Below are 12,057 nucleotides of genomic sequence, written 5' to 3' on the forward strand. Positions count from 1 at the left end.
CTAGTCTCCCGGGATCGCTTGATAGAAGGTGCCGGGATCGAGCTCGGTCGCAGTGCCGACCAGATCGCGGCCGCCGAGCTGCGCCAGCACCCGGTAGAGCACGCGGGCATCAGCCTCTTCGTCAACGATCGGACGGCGCGGGATGCCTTCGCGGTAGCGGTCGCGATAGGCCTGCAACGTCGCCGGATCTTGCGCGCCGGTGAGTGGCGCGATCGCATCCCATTCGGCGTCCGACGTCGCCAGAACCTCTTTCGCAGCGCGCGTCACCGCGATGAAGCGGGCCACCAGGTCCTTGTTGGCGCCAGCCCAGGCCTCGTCGAACACATAGCCGATCATCGCGATGCGGCCCTTGCTGCCGAGCTTCTGCAGGATCTCTTCCATGCCGGCGAGGCGGCGAAAGCCCTTGGCCTCGAGCGCCGCGCAGAAATTCCAGTAGTTGAGCGTCGCGTCCATCTCGCCGCCGAGGGTCTTGGCGGCGAGCAGCGGCGGCGCACCGTAGACGATGGTCGCCTGCGACTTCAGGTCGACGCCGTCCTGCTTCAAGGCGGCCTGCAGCAGCAGCCAGTTCTTGTCGATCGCGCCGCCGGCGACCGCAAGCTTGCGCCCCTTGAGGTCAGCGAGCGTCCTGACCGGTGAGGCAGCCGGCACCATCACCGCGCCCAGCGCGCTCGAATACGGATAGAACTGCAGCTTGGCACCGAGCGAGCGCTCGCGCGACACCCAGGGCCAGTCGGACACCATCACGTCGGCCGTGCCGGAGCGCAGCGCGATCTTGCCGGCCTCGGGGCTGGCGAGCTCGACGACGTCGATCGACAGGTTGGCCTTCTTGTCGAGACCATGGGAGCGAATGACCGCCAGTTCCCAGGCGAACGTTCCGGTCTTCTGCGCTGCAACGCGGATGGTCTCCGCATTGCACGAGGTGCCGAACTGCATGACCGCCAGAACTGCCGCAGCCAACACCGTGCGTACAGACATGATCATCGCTTCTTGAGCCACTTCCCCGAATGTCTTCTTTTCTGATCGACACCCATAGCATAGCTTGCGGGAAGAGAAGAGGAAGCACGACCATGGCAGGAGCTGGCATGCTACGACCGATTGTCGCCGTCCCGGCCATGCTCCTGGCAGTGCTCGCCGGGACTTCCGTGGGCGCGCGGGCCCAGGAGATCAATGACTACCCGACCTCGGCGCGGGCAGAATATGTGTTCGGCTGCATGAAGGCCAATGGCGAATCCCGGCAATCGATCGAGCAATGTTCCTGCTCGATCGACGTCGTCGCCTCCATCATCCCCTATGATCGCTACGTCACCGCCGAAACGGTGCTGAGCATGGCGCAGGTGCGCGGCAATCTGGGCGGCCAGTTCCGCTCATCCGAGCAGGCCGCCAACGCACTCAACGACCTCAGGCGCGCCCAGGCCGAAGCTGAAGTCCGCTGTTTCTAGTCTTGACCGCGAGTTCGCGGACCCTTCAGGTCCCGGGATTCTCGATCTTCCATTCGTGCTCGAAGACGTGCCCGTCGGTGTCCTTGGCTTCGGCGCGGAAGCGCCTGGCGCCGTTCGAGACGTAGGTGAAGCGGATGTTGGGATCCTCGGAAATCGAGATTCCGCCCTCCATCGCCAGCACCGGACTGTCGTCCTGCCAGATGTGCAGCTCGTTGACGAAGAAGGCCGGGATATAGAGCTGCGTGACCTGGTCCATCTGCAGGCCTGAATTGTTCGGATGCCCGATCATGATCTGGGCTTCGCGCGTGCTTGTCGCCGCTCCCTGTTCGGCCTTCGTGAATTGGCGATAGCGCATCTGGCCGAGACGGTTCTTGGCTTCCTCGACATTCTTGCCGGCCGGCGCCGAGCAGCCGCCGGATGCCTTGACATAGACCTTGCTGACATAGAGCTTGCCGTCGCTGAGCTCCGCGACGGCATGCACGTTGGTGTAGTTGTTGACGCGGACTCGCGTCGAGATCTCGGTAACGTTGGCGTCCGGGGCCAGCGTGAATTTCGCAGCCATCGGCGCCGGGTTCTCATCGATCACGAGCGTGATGGCGACGACGCGGCGGCTGTCGCCGGGCGATAGCTTGGTGCGCAGTGTCACCGGAACGATCGCCGCATCCTCGGCGCGCGCCGGCATCTCGATGCCGATGACATCATTGCCGTCATTCATCGGACGGTTGCTGAAGATGTCCTGGACGAGACCCGGCCAGGGATCATAGGTCTCCGCCGCGGGCGCAGCCGGTGTGCCCAGCGCGATCGCAACGAGGCTGGCGATGCAAAACAGGCGGGCGCGATGTCCGGTCATGTTCGCGGAATCCTATGCATCCAGCTCATTATAGGACCAACAGCTACTCCCATTCAATTTCCGAGAATGCTGCAGTTGCGTTGCGGGCGTTGTAATCGTCGAACAATTGCCAGCGCGGACGCTCGGCTGCCGCGGCGTGCTCCGCCGCAGCCGTGATCGGCTTGCCGCTTTTGACCAGTGCACGAATGTCCGCGGCCAGCGTCTCGAGATAACGCCGCTCATCGGCGAGCGCCGCAGGCCACGCGCTCACGGGCCCGTGACCGGGAACCACGCGCTCGGCGGGAATTGCGGCGAGCTGGTCGAGCGCGCGCAGCCAGCCCTTGAGGCTGCCGTCGACCACGGGAATATGCTCGAGAAACACCATGTCGCCGGCGAGCAGGGTGCCGCTGCGTTCGTCGAATACGGTGAGGTCGTTGTCGCTGTGGGCGGGCGGCCAGGCCTTCAGGGTGAGGCTCCGTCCGCCGAGGTCGAGCTTGAGCGTGTCCTCGACCAGCACGGTCGGTGGAATGATCCGCACCTCGTCGATCAAGGCATCGCCCATGGTGCGCCGAAACCCGTCGAGATAGAACTGCCCGCGCGCCGCCAGCGCGCGGGGCAGGGCCTTGTGGCCGACAAAGCTGGTCCCGTCAGCCACGAACGCCGCGTTGCCGAAGCTGTGGTCCGGATGCGCGTGGGTGTTGATCACGTAGCGGATCGGCTTGTCGCTATGGCTGCGCACCGCGGCGAGCAATTGCCGCCCTTCGCGGACGCTGCCGCCGGTGTCGATGACGGCGACGGCGCTATCGCCGATCACGAACCCCACATTGGCGATGGCGCCCTCGTTCTCGCGCGTCATCAATGCAGTGACGCCGGTGTGAACGAATATTCCGGGGGCGACTTCGCTCACAGGCAATTCCGCCTCTTGCGCCCGCGCTATGGTCGGCGCCCAAAGCATCAGGAGCAGCGCAAGCACCGAACCGCCATGAGCCATGTTTCCGCCTCAGTTTCTCCGGGACGCGCGAACGATGTCGTCTCACGTCCGTTTGCGCTGCAACAAGCAACGCGGCGCCGTCGCAATCATTATCCCTGTTGCACGTCATGGCGCGCCGGGCAATTGCTTGACCACGGTGACCTGTCCGCTCGAGAGGAGACCGCGTCATGAGAGTTGTCGGATGCCGTCCTGTCCTGTTCGCGCTTGTCGGTTTCATCGCCTGTCTCGCCGGCCGCGACATCGCGCGTGCACAGGTCAATGAGCAGGGCGAGCTCTCCATCGAGCTGGTCGATCCCAAGGTGCTCCGCATCTGTGCCGATCCGCGCAACCTGCCGTTCTCGAACGACAAGGGCGAAGGCTTTGAGAACAAGATCGGCGAGCTGTTCGCTGAGAAGCTGCAGAAGAAGCTCGACTACATGTATTTCCCGCAGGCGACCGGCTTCGTGCGGGTCACCCTCGGCTCGCATCGCTGCGACGTGATCATGGGATTCCCGCAAGGCGATGATCTCGCACAAGGCACCAACCCATATTACCGCACGGCTTACGCGATCGTCGCCAAGCCGGGCAGCGGATTGGATGAGGTCACGACGCTCGAGGATGAGCGGCTGAAGGGCAAGCATATCGGCATCGTCGCCGGAACGCCGCCCGCGACCAACATGGCCATCAACGGGCTGATGGGCAATGCGAAGCCATATCCGCTGATGATCGACACGCGCTACGATTCGTCGGCTGAGGCGATGATGAACGATCTCGACAAGGGCGAGATCGATGCCGGCATCCTGTGGGGGCCGATGGCGGGCTATTATGCCAAGAAGGCGAACCCGCCGCTGCATGTCACGCCGCTGGTCAAGGAGACCACGGGCCCGAAGCTGGTGTATCGCATCGGCATGGGTGTGCGCGGGTCCGATCAGAACTGGAAGCGGCAGCTCAATCGCCTGATCCAGGAGAACCAGCCCGCGATCAACAAGATCCTGCTCGACTTCGGCGTTCCGCTGCTCGACGAGAACGACCGTCCGATCGGGCCGGAGAGCGCAACCAAGTCGCCATGATCAGGTTCGCGGCCATCCTGGCGGTGCTGGTGGTCGCCGCTTCGCCTGTCCGCGCGCAGGACCAGCCTGCGGAGCCCGAAGGGTATCGCACCGAGGACTACCGCGCACCGGTGCCGGCCACGCTCGCCGGCGCACGCGTGCTCACGACGGATGACGCGGCAGCGATCTGGCGCGACAAGTCCGGTGCCTTCGTCGACGTGCTGCCACGCGCGCCGAAGCCAACCCTGCCCGCCGGCACGGTGTGGCGCGAGCGGCCGCATCTCAACATTCCCGGCAGCATCTGGCTGCCCGACACCGGCTACGGCAAGCTCGCCGCATCGACCGAGGGCTATCTGCAACGCGGCCTGGCCCGCGCCTCCGGCGACGACAAGGCCAAATTGCTCGTGATCTACTGCCAGGAGAATTGCTGGATGTCGTGGAACGCGGCCAAGCGCGTGCTGTCCTACGGCTACCGCAACGTGGCGTGGTATCCGGAAGGAACCGACGGCTGGGGACGCGCCAAATTGCCGCTGGCGGAATCGGAGCCCGAGCCGCGCGAGGGCGAGCATTGAGCCCGTCCTCACGCGTCGTGCCGGTTATTTCTGCTTGTCGAGCTTGTTGATGGTCTTGCCGCCATCGCTGTCTGAGGTGGTGAACGTTACCTTGTCGCCGGCGTGGAAGTCCTCCAGGGACTGACCCTTGGATACCTTGTATTCCAGCATCGCGCCGCCGGCCGCGCCCACCGTTCCGCTTTGCGTCTGCTGGAGCGAGATGGTTCCATTCAATCGGTCAATCTTGGTGACAATTCCAGTCAACGGTTGCTGGGCGAAAGCCGCTGAGGTGATCAGGCTCGCGGCGGCGAGGCTGGTCATGACGATCTTGGCTGCTCTCATCGAGGTCTCCCAACTTCAGATATAGTTGGAGACAACGAACGGGTAGCGCGGTTGGTTCCGGACCGGCGCGGTCAAGAAGCGGCTGGGAACAGGTCAATGATTGCCGGGGCGATCGGGCGGAGGCCTCAATCCAGTTCCTGCTGGATGGTGCGGCTGAGCGCAAACAGCCGTTGATCGATGGTGGTCGGCACCTCGCAGACGAATTTCACCACCCGCCCGCGGTCCTCGAAGATGCGCGTCTCCCAGACCAATTGGTTGCCGAGCTCGTCGACTTTGGCCTGATCCGGCGGCGTGGCGTCCTGCAATGCCTGCAGCTTGATCGTATCGTCGCGAATCTTCTCCGCGGCCTCGCGCTGCTTGCGCATCACGCGTTCGAGTCCATTCATCACCGAGGCCCGCTGCCCATTGAGCGTATCGAACAGGCCCGCGAACAGCAATTTTCCCGCATTGGCCTTGTCGGCTGCGGCGGACTGCAGGAACTCGGCGATCTGCTTCTGCGCATCCTCGAGCGGAATACGGCGCGCCGCGAGCTTGGTCGCGAGTGCGCTGACCTTCGGGTCGTCCCTCCACTTGGTCTCGGCATCCCCGAGCGGCGGTCCGGCCCACACCGCGGCGAGCGATATCTCCGGCACCTTGGCCTGTTGGCAGGGCCAGTCCGGGTAACGCGGATCCGCGGCCGTTGCGACCTGGCTCGACAGCACCATTGCGAGCAGTGCGCCACGTCCTGTTCGCCAGCCTGTCACGCCTCGCCTCCGCCGGGTCCGCGGCGCACCAGGCCGCGCGACGGATCGTAAGCCAGGATCGCGCCGATCATGAATACCACCGTGCAGCCGCCGACCACCGCGAGCGAAACCCAGTTCATCTTGCCGTAGAGCGCAAACCGGATCAGCTCCACGGCGTGCGTGAAAGGATTGCACTGGCAGACATAGTACAGCATCGGGCTGCCTTCCTGCACGCGCCAGAGCGGGTAGAGGGCCGACGATGCGAAGAACATCGGGAAGATGACAAAGTTCATCACCCCGGCGAAATTCTCCAGCTGCTTGATGCTGGCCGAGATCAGCATCCCCAGCGCGCCGAGCATCAGTCCCGACAGCACCAGCGCCGGCAGCACGGTGAGGTAGCCGATGGTCGGCGGCGTGATATCCCAGAACCACGCGATCAGCAGGAAGGCGTAGACCTGCAGCAGCGACACCGCGGTGCCGGCGAGCAGCTTGCAGAACAACAGATAGCCGCGCGGCAGTGGGCTGACCAGCAGCGTGCGCATGTTGCCCATCTCGCGGTCATAGACCATCGACAGCGAGGATTGCATGCCGTTGAACAGCTGGATCATCGCCATCAGGCCGGGCGCGATATAGACCTCGTAGAGGATGTAGGTCTCGTAGGGCGGGATGATCGAGATGCCGAGCACCTGGCGGAAGCCGGCCGCGAAGATGAACAGCCAGACCAGCGGCCTGACCAGTGCCGAGACGAAGCGCTCGCGCTGATGCAGGAAGCGCAGCGCCTCGCGCCACACGATGCCGTTCAGGCAGACGATGTATTCCGACACCGAGAAGCCGCGTCGCTCGGGCGTAGCCGTCGTGCTGCTCATGTTGGCGGTTTTCCGGTGAGGGTTGCCGTTCCGGTCAGGCGCATGAACGCGGTGTTGACGTCCTGGGCGCCGGCATCCGCGATGACGCGCGACATCGGGCCGTGCGCCAGCATCCGGCCCTGGTGCAGTACCACGAGGTCGTCGCCCGGCATGATCTCGTCGAACAGATGGGTTGCCCAGAGCACGCCGATGCCCTGCTCGGTGACCAGCTGGCGGACATGGTCGAGAATGTCGGCGCGCGCCTTGACGTCGAGCCCGACGGTGGCTTCGTCGAGCAGCAGCAGCCGCGGACGGTGCAGCAATGCGCGGGCGATCTCGAGCCGCCGCATCTGGCCGCCCGAGAGGTCACGCACCTTGCTGCCGGCGCGGTCGGCAAGGCCGATACGGCCGAGCACCTCGGCGCTGCGCTGCCGCGCCTCGCGCCGCGAGATGCCGTGCAGCGCGGCGTGATAGAGCAGGTTCTGCGTCAGCGAAAGGTCGAGATCGAGCGTGCGCGGCTGGAACACCACGCCCATCAGCCGCAACGCTTCACCGGGCGTCCGGCTGATGTCGTGACCGAAGATCTTGATCTGGCCGTTCTGGATGCCGAACAGCCGCGTCACCAGCGAGAACAGCGTGCTCTTGCCCGCGCCGTTGAGGCCGAGCAGCGCGGTGAAGCTCGCGGGCCGAACCGTGAAATTGACATCGATCAGCGCGCGGCGCGGACCGTAGCTGTGACTGACATTGCCGATCGACAGCGCCGGCTGCACCGCCGCTACGGTGCCTGCATCCGGCGAAGGCTGGCTCGCGATATGGGTGTCGGTTGCGGTCATGGCTGCGCGATCGTGATCCCCCACGGAAGCTCACCGACCTGAATGGTCTTGATCACCTTCTGGGCCGCGACGTCGATCACCGAGACGTCGTTCGAAACGCCGTTGGTGACCATCAGATATTTCTCGTCCGGGGTGAAATCCATGTGCCAGACCCGCTGGCCGACAAGGAGATATTTGAGCACCTTGTGGGTCGCACCATCGACCACCGCGACGCGGTTGGCGGGGCCGAGGGCGACGAACGCGGTCTTGCCGTCCTTGGTCATGCCGATGCCGACCGGCTGGATCGCCTCGTTACGCAGGCCGGGAATCTCGAAGGTGATCTTGCCGGTTACCTCGCGCTTGACCGGATCGATGATCGACACCGTGCCGCCGATCTCGGAGGAGATCCACAATTCGGAGCCGTCGCGCTTGAACTGGGCAAAGCGCGGCCGCGAATCGACCAGCACATTGGCGACGATCTGGCGCGTCGTGGTGTCGATGAAATGCGCCATGTTGGTGGTCTCAGACGTGTTGATCAGGATCTTGCCGTCGGGGCTGATGGTCATGCCCTCGGGCTCGACACCGACCTGGATGTCGCCAAGCCGGGCGCGCTTCTCGAGATCGATCACGGTGACCGTGTTGTCGTTCTCGTTGGCGACATACATGGTCTTGCCGGCGGCATCCTGGGTGAACAATTCGGGGTCGGGGCCGGAGGGCAGGGTGTCGACGATCTCCTGGGTCTTGGTGTCGATCACCTGGATGGTGTCGTCGTCGCCGACCGCGACCATCACGAACTTGCCGTCGCGCGAGAACTCGATGCCGCGCGGCCGCTGGCCGACCTTGATGGTCTTTGTCACCGTCCAGCTAGTGGTGTCGATCACGGTAACCGTGTTGCCTTTCTCATTCGAGACATAGGCAACAAAAGCGGACGCCGGTGTCGCGGCAAGCCAAACGAGCATCCCGGTCAACAGACGGCGGCGCCACATGCGTTTCATCTCCCTCACTGCAGCTTGCACTTCGTTTCAGGCCGGTCAACTCCGAGGGTGTCGAGTTCGGAGACCTGATGCAGGAAACCTTCCTGCGGCGAGACCGAAACGACCATACGACCGTCGGCCAGCAGGATCGGCTGGCGCAGCTGCAGATTCCAGTCGCGCAAGGTCAGTCGCGTGCCCTTGAAGGCGGCGATCGAGAAATCCTTGCTCTTGAGGAAAGCGATGACCTTCTTGGAATCCCCCGAATTGGTGCGGGACGTGGCTTCCCCGATCATGCGCGCGGCGGTCCAGGCCTGCATATCGAGCGCCGTCATGCGGCGCATGTTCAGCTTGACGAAGCGGTTCTGGATCTGGACCGCACCCCACTGGTCATGTGCCGCGTCCCAGCTGGTCGGCACCAGCCCCGCCGAGCCCGCCACGGGTCGCGGGTCCCAGGTCCGGTAGGGCAGATAGTTCGCGAACACCTCGCTCTCGTCGGCAGCGACGAGCACGTCGTAGGCCGGTGCCTGCTGCGTGAATACCGGCATCTGGCGCTGGATCAGCGTTACGCCGGAGTCGGTGCGGCGCGCGCCGCCGGTGTCCTCGAAGGTTCGCTCCTGGACGATCTTGGCGCCGAAACGGATGGCGGCGCGGCGCAGCGCATCGGCGTAGAGCTTGTCCTGGTCGTGCGAGCCTGCCACCAGCAGCCAGCGCTTCCACTGCTTCCACACCAGGTATTGGCCGAGCGCGTCCGCCAGCATCGAGCGGGTCGGCGCGACATGGATAATGTTGGCGCGGCAGTCCTGCTCGCGCAGCCGGTCGTCGATCGCACCGGCATTCAGCAGCACGGTGCCGCGATCGCGCAGCGCATCGGCGACCTTGAGCAGTGCGTCGGCGGGCAGGTCGGTGATGATGTAGTCGTTGCGGCCGGCGAGATCGGTTGCGACCCTGGCGACATCGTCGCTGTCCTTGACCTTGACCTCGTCGAGCGTGAAGCGCTGGTTGAGGAATTTGCCGGTCGTATTGTTGTCCTCGATCGCAAGCCGCGCGCCGGCGATGCCGTCATTGTCGGCCGGTTGCTCGACCAGCGAGAGCGTCGATTTGACGCCGGCATGGCCGAGATAGCCGATATGGATCTCGACGGGATCAGCCGCCAGCGCTCCGGTCGCCATCATGCTGAGCGCGATCGTGCCGATCAACCATCGGAACATAACTCCTCCCGCAGTCCTTGTTCATTCGGGCATGGCATTGTCGCACCATGCGTTGACGTGCAAGATGACCGAATTGGCCTGGCTTGCAACCCCGCTTTTTGTCGTTGCCAGGTACCAAATTTCGATTGGTTCACAATCATGAGAACAGCGTTCGCGTTGGTCGTATCGTTGCTGGCGATGTCGGCGGGGGCGGTGCGAGCCGAACCGCCCAAGCTCGCGGTGTTCGATCTCGAGTTGATCGACACCAGCCTGCAGGGAGAGATGAACGGGCCGCGCACCGACGAGCAGGCGCGGCTGCTCCGGGCCGGCGACCAGGTGCGCAAGGAGCTCGCGGACTCCGGCAAGTTCCGCGTGCTCGATATCGCGCCCGTCAATGCTGCGGCGCACGGCAGCAATCTTCAGGCCTGCGGCGGATGCGACGTGAAGCTGGCCGGCGAGCTCGGGGCCGACCTCGCGATGACCGGCGTGGTACAGAAGGTCTCCAACCTCATCCTCAACATCAATCTGTACCTGCGGGACGTGCATACCGGGCAGTTGGTGGCCGCGGCGAGTGCCGACATGCGCGGCAACACCGACGAATCCTGGTCGCGCGCCACCGCCTATCTCGTGCGCAACCGTCTGCTCGCGCCGAACTACGGCGCCCCGCAGGCACGATGAGCGACGGATGCTTGGATGATTTCTGAATATTAGAAATATACCCCTGAGTTGCCCGACGTGTCAAGTCGTCTGGTCGAACACCGGAACCGGCCCCTTTGCATGGGGTTGTTTTCGACATTTTTGTATCACGCCGCTTTGGCGCGGGAAGGATCACGCTTTCAGCCGCGCGGCGTGCCAGCGCAGATGATCGGCCATGAAGGTCGAGATGAAGTAGTAGCTGTGGTCGTAGCCCGGCTGACGCCGCAAGGTGAGGGGAATGTCGGCCTTCTCGCAGGCAGCTTTCAGGAGCTCGGGCCGTAGCTGTTCGGTGAGGAAGCCGTCGGCGTCGCCGTAATCGACCAGCAGATCGGAGAAGCGGGCGCCGTCTTCGATCAGCGCGACCGCATCATGCTTGCGCCACGCCTGCTTGTTGCCGCTGAGATAGCCGCCGAGCGCCTTGTTGCCCCACGGCACCTGCGACGGCGCCACGATCGGCGCGAATGCGCTGGCCGCGCGATAGCGGTTGGGATGGCGCAGCGCCACCGTCAGCGCGCCGTGGCCGCCCATGGAATGACCGAGGATCGATTGTCGGGTCGTATCGACCGGGAATTGCTCGGCGATCAGCTTCGGCAATTCCTCGGTGACGTAGCTCCACATCCGGTAATTGGTCGCAAACGGCTGCTCGGTCGCATCGACATAGAAGCCGGCGCCGAGGCCGAAATCATATGCGTTGGCGGGATCGCCGGGGACGCCTTCGCCGCGCGGGCTGGTATCGGGCGCAACGAAGATCAGGCCGAGCTCCGCGCAGGCCTCGCGGAATTCACCCTTCTCGGTGACGTTTGCGTGCGTGCAGGTCAGGCCCGACAGGTAGGTGACGACAGGCAATTTGGCGCCGGCTGCATGCTCCGGGATGAACACCGAGAAGGTCATGTCGGTCCTGGTCTCGCGGCTCGGATGCCGGTAGACGCCCTGCGTGCCGCCATGCGACTTGTTCTGGGAAACCGTCTGCATCGTCGTATTCCTCTGTGTTGGCGCGCGGCGTCAGCCGACACCGCTCTCGATCGCGAGGCGCACCAGCTCGGCCGAGGTGCGCACGCCAAGCTTCTGGCGCATGATCGATGACGTGTTCGCGACCGTCTTGTATGACGAATGCACCAGCCAGGCGATCTCCGACAGGCTCTTGCCGGAACTGAGCAGGCGCAGGATCTCCATCTCGCGCGACGTGAGTTTGGAGAGCGGATTTTGCGCAAAGCCCGGCCGGGCAAAGGCGACATTGCGGGCGATCGCCGGCGGCAGATAGACGCCGCCATTGCCGACCTCGCGCACCGCCTCGACCAGATCATTGGGGTCGCCGGTCTTCGAGACGTAGCCCTTGGCGCCGATGTCGATGGCACGGGCGGCGAACACCGGGTCGTCGTTCATGCTGAACATGATGAGGCGCGCGGAGGCATCACGGGTCAGGATGCGCCGGGCCAGCTCGAAGCCGGAGACGGTGGGCAGGTTGATGTCGATCACGCAGAGATCAGGCTTCTCCGCGACGAACGCGCGCTCGCCGCTCTCGGCATCCGATGCTTCGAGCAGGATGATCTCGGGATCGTCGGCGAACACGGTGCGACAGCCGGAGGCAACGATGGGATGATCATCAACGATCAGAATGCGCATGGCGTTGTTCCGGCGACC

The 12,057-nt window shown here is 64.4% G+C and carries 15 protein-coding genes; 4 read left to right on the forward strand and 11 right to left on the reverse strand.

Annotated elements, in window-relative coordinates; all coding sequences use genetic code 11:
- A complete protein-coding gene (locus tag ACTUWL_RS26745; protein ID WP_291735345.1) occupies positions 1–933 on the reverse strand; it encodes an ABC transporter substrate-binding protein in 933 nt (310 codons plus the stop codon).
- A gap of 149 nt (positions 934–1,082) precedes the next feature.
- Here ACTUWL_RS26745 and ACTUWL_RS26750 point away from each other — a divergent pair, with 149 nt between their 5' ends.
- On the forward strand, positions 1,083–1,439 hold the full coding sequence (locus ACTUWL_RS26750; RefSeq protein WP_021078905.1) for a hypothetical protein: 357 nt from the start codon (positions 1,083–1,085) through the stop codon (positions 1,437–1,439).
- Positions 1,440–1,464: 25 nt separating this feature from the next.
- Here the strand turns inward: ACTUWL_RS26750 and ACTUWL_RS26755 are convergent, their stop codons facing one another.
- A complete protein-coding gene (locus ACTUWL_RS26755; RefSeq protein ID WP_021078904.1) occupies positions 1,465–2,289 on the reverse strand; it encodes a quinoprotein dehydrogenase-associated SoxYZ-like carrier in 825 nt (274 codons plus the stop codon).
- A gap of 43 nt (positions 2,290–2,332) precedes the next feature.
- Positions 2,333–3,223, reverse strand: a complete 891-nt coding sequence (locus ACTUWL_RS26760) for a quinoprotein relay system zinc metallohydrolase 2 (RefSeq protein WP_373010461.1) — start codon at positions 3,221–3,223, stop codon at positions 2,333–2,335.
- Between the two features lie 203 nt (positions 3,224–3,426).
- Between ACTUWL_RS26760 and ACTUWL_RS26765 the strand changes: the two genes are divergently transcribed.
- Both ACTUWL_RS26765 and ACTUWL_RS26770 read left to right on the forward strand, forming a co-directional pair.
- Entirely contained in the window at positions 3,427–4,308 is an 882-nt protein-coding gene (locus tag ACTUWL_RS26765) for a substrate-binding domain-containing protein (protein WP_021078902.1), read from the forward strand.
- Positions 4,305–4,859: a PQQ-dependent catabolism-associated CXXCW motif protein gene (locus ACTUWL_RS26770; protein ID WP_021078901.1), complete on the forward strand. Its 555-nt coding sequence runs from the start codon at positions 4,305–4,307 to the stop codon at positions 4,857–4,859. The genes ACTUWL_RS26765 and ACTUWL_RS26770 overlap by 4 nt, the downstream gene beginning before the upstream one ends.
- Positions 4,860–4,883: 24 nt before the next feature.
- On the opposite strand, the gene ACTUWL_RS26775 is transcribed toward ACTUWL_RS26770, so the two are convergent.
- From ACTUWL_RS26775 to ACTUWL_RS26800, 6 genes are all read right to left on the reverse strand, one after another.
- Entirely contained in the window at positions 4,884–5,180 is a 297-nt protein-coding gene (locus ACTUWL_RS26775) for a copper-binding protein (RefSeq protein WP_021078900.1), read from the reverse strand.
- Between the two features lie 125 nt (positions 5,181–5,305).
- Complete coding sequence (locus ACTUWL_RS26780) at positions 5,306–5,884, reverse strand: hypothetical protein (protein WP_035651336.1); 579 nt, start codon at positions 5,882–5,884, stop codon at positions 5,306–5,308.
- 35 nt (positions 5,885–5,919) lie between these two features.
- Complete coding sequence (locus ACTUWL_RS26785; protein WP_021078898.1) at positions 5,920–6,768, reverse strand: ABC transporter permease; 849 nt, start codon at positions 6,766–6,768, stop codon at positions 5,920–5,922.
- Entirely contained in the window at positions 6,765–7,580 is an 816-nt protein-coding gene (locus tag ACTUWL_RS26790; protein ID WP_021078897.1) for an ABC transporter ATP-binding protein, read from the reverse strand. The genes ACTUWL_RS26785 and ACTUWL_RS26790 overlap by 4 nt, the downstream gene beginning before the upstream one ends.
- Positions 7,577–8,554 (reverse strand): YVTN family beta-propeller repeat protein, encoded by a 978-nt coding sequence (locus ACTUWL_RS26795; RefSeq protein ID WP_035651334.1) that lies wholly within the window; start codon positions 8,552–8,554, stop codon positions 7,577–7,579. Before ACTUWL_RS26795 ends, ACTUWL_RS26790 begins: the two co-directional genes overlap by 4 nt.
- Before the next feature lie 5 nt (positions 8,555–8,559).
- Positions 8,560–9,741: an ABC transporter substrate-binding protein gene (locus ACTUWL_RS26800; RefSeq protein ID WP_021078895.1), complete on the reverse strand. Its 1,182-nt coding sequence runs from the start codon at positions 9,739–9,741 to the stop codon at positions 8,560–8,562.
- A 177-nt stretch (positions 9,742–9,918) separates the two neighbouring features.
- Between ACTUWL_RS26800 and ACTUWL_RS26805 the strand changes: the two genes are divergently transcribed.
- On the forward strand, positions 9,919–10,398 hold the full coding sequence (locus ACTUWL_RS26805) for a DUF3280 domain-containing protein (protein WP_035651400.1): 480 nt from the start codon (positions 9,919–9,921) through the stop codon (positions 10,396–10,398).
- Positions 10,399–10,548: 150 nt separating this feature from the next.
- Here ACTUWL_RS26805 and fghA read toward each other — a convergent pair whose 3' ends face one another.
- Entirely contained in the window at positions 10,549–11,388 is an 840-nt protein-coding gene (gene fghA, locus ACTUWL_RS26810; RefSeq protein WP_021078893.1) for an S-formylglutathione hydrolase, read from the reverse strand.
- A 30-nt stretch (positions 11,389–11,418) separates the two neighbouring features.
- On the reverse strand, positions 11,419–12,039 hold the full coding sequence (locus ACTUWL_RS26815; RefSeq protein WP_021078892.1) for a response regulator transcription factor: 621 nt from the start codon (positions 12,037–12,039) through the stop codon (positions 11,419–11,421).
- Positions 12,040–12,057 lie beyond the last annotated feature (18 nt).

Source organism: Bradyrhizobium sp. WCU1, assembly GCF_053474805.1.

What these genes read in the sequence shown, in the direction of transcription:
- ACTUWL_RS26745 (WP_291735345.1), bottom strand. Translation starts at nt 933, where the DNA reads ATGCAGTTCGGCACCTCGTGCAATGCGGAGACCATCCGCGTTGCAGCG.
- ACTUWL_RS26780 (WP_035651336.1), bottom strand. Translation starts at nt 5,884, where the DNA reads ATGGTGCTGTCGAGCCAGGTCGCAACGGCCGCGGATCCGCGTTACCCG.
- ACTUWL_RS26800 (WP_021078895.1), bottom strand. Translation starts at nt 9,741, where the DNA reads ATGTTCCGATGGTTGATCGGCACGATCGCGCTCAGCATGATGGCGACC.
- ACTUWL_RS26760 (WP_373010461.1), bottom strand. Translation starts at nt 3,223, where the DNA reads ATGCTTTGGGCGCCGACCATAGCGCGGGCGCAAGAGGCGGAATTGCCT.
- ACTUWL_RS26790 (WP_021078897.1), bottom strand. Translation starts at nt 7,580, where the DNA reads ATGACCGCAACCGACACCCATATCGCGAGCCAGCCTTCGCCGGATGCA.
- ACTUWL_RS26815 (WP_021078892.1), bottom strand. Translation starts at nt 12,039, where the DNA reads ATGCGCATTCTGATCGTTGATGATCATCCCATCGTTGCCTCCGGCTGT.
- ACTUWL_RS26785 (WP_021078898.1), bottom strand. Translation starts at nt 6,768, where the DNA reads ATGAGCAGCACGACGGCTACGCCCGAGCGACGCGGCTTCTCGGTGTCG.
- ACTUWL_RS26775 (WP_021078900.1), bottom strand. Translation starts at nt 5,180, where the DNA reads ATGAGAGCAGCCAAGATCGTCATGACCAGCCTCGCCGCCGCGAGCCTG.
- ACTUWL_RS26805 (WP_035651400.1), top strand. Translation starts at nt 9,919, where the DNA reads ATGTCGGCGGGGGCGGTGCGAGCCGAACCGCCCAAGCTCGCGGTGTTC.
- ACTUWL_RS26770 (WP_021078901.1), top strand. Translation starts at nt 4,305, where the DNA reads ATGATCAGGTTCGCGGCCATCCTGGCGGTGCTGGTGGTCGCCGCTTCG.
- ACTUWL_RS26795 (WP_035651334.1), bottom strand. Translation starts at nt 8,554, where the DNA reads ATGAAACGCATGTGGCGCCGCCGTCTGTTGACCGGGATGCTCGTTTGG.
- ACTUWL_RS26765 (WP_021078902.1), top strand. Translation starts at nt 3,427, where the DNA reads ATGAGAGTTGTCGGATGCCGTCCTGTCCTGTTCGCGCTTGTCGGTTTC.
- ACTUWL_RS26755 (WP_021078904.1), bottom strand. Translation starts at nt 2,289, where the DNA reads ATGACCGGACATCGCGCCCGCCTGTTTTGCATCGCCAGCCTCGTTGCG.
- ACTUWL_RS26750 (WP_021078905.1), top strand. Translation starts at nt 1,083, where the DNA reads ATGCTACGACCGATTGTCGCCGTCCCGGCCATGCTCCTGGCAGTGCTC.
- fghA (WP_021078893.1), bottom strand. Translation starts at nt 11,388, where the DNA reads ATGCAGACGGTTTCCCAGAACAAGTCGCATGGCGGCACGCAGGGCGTC.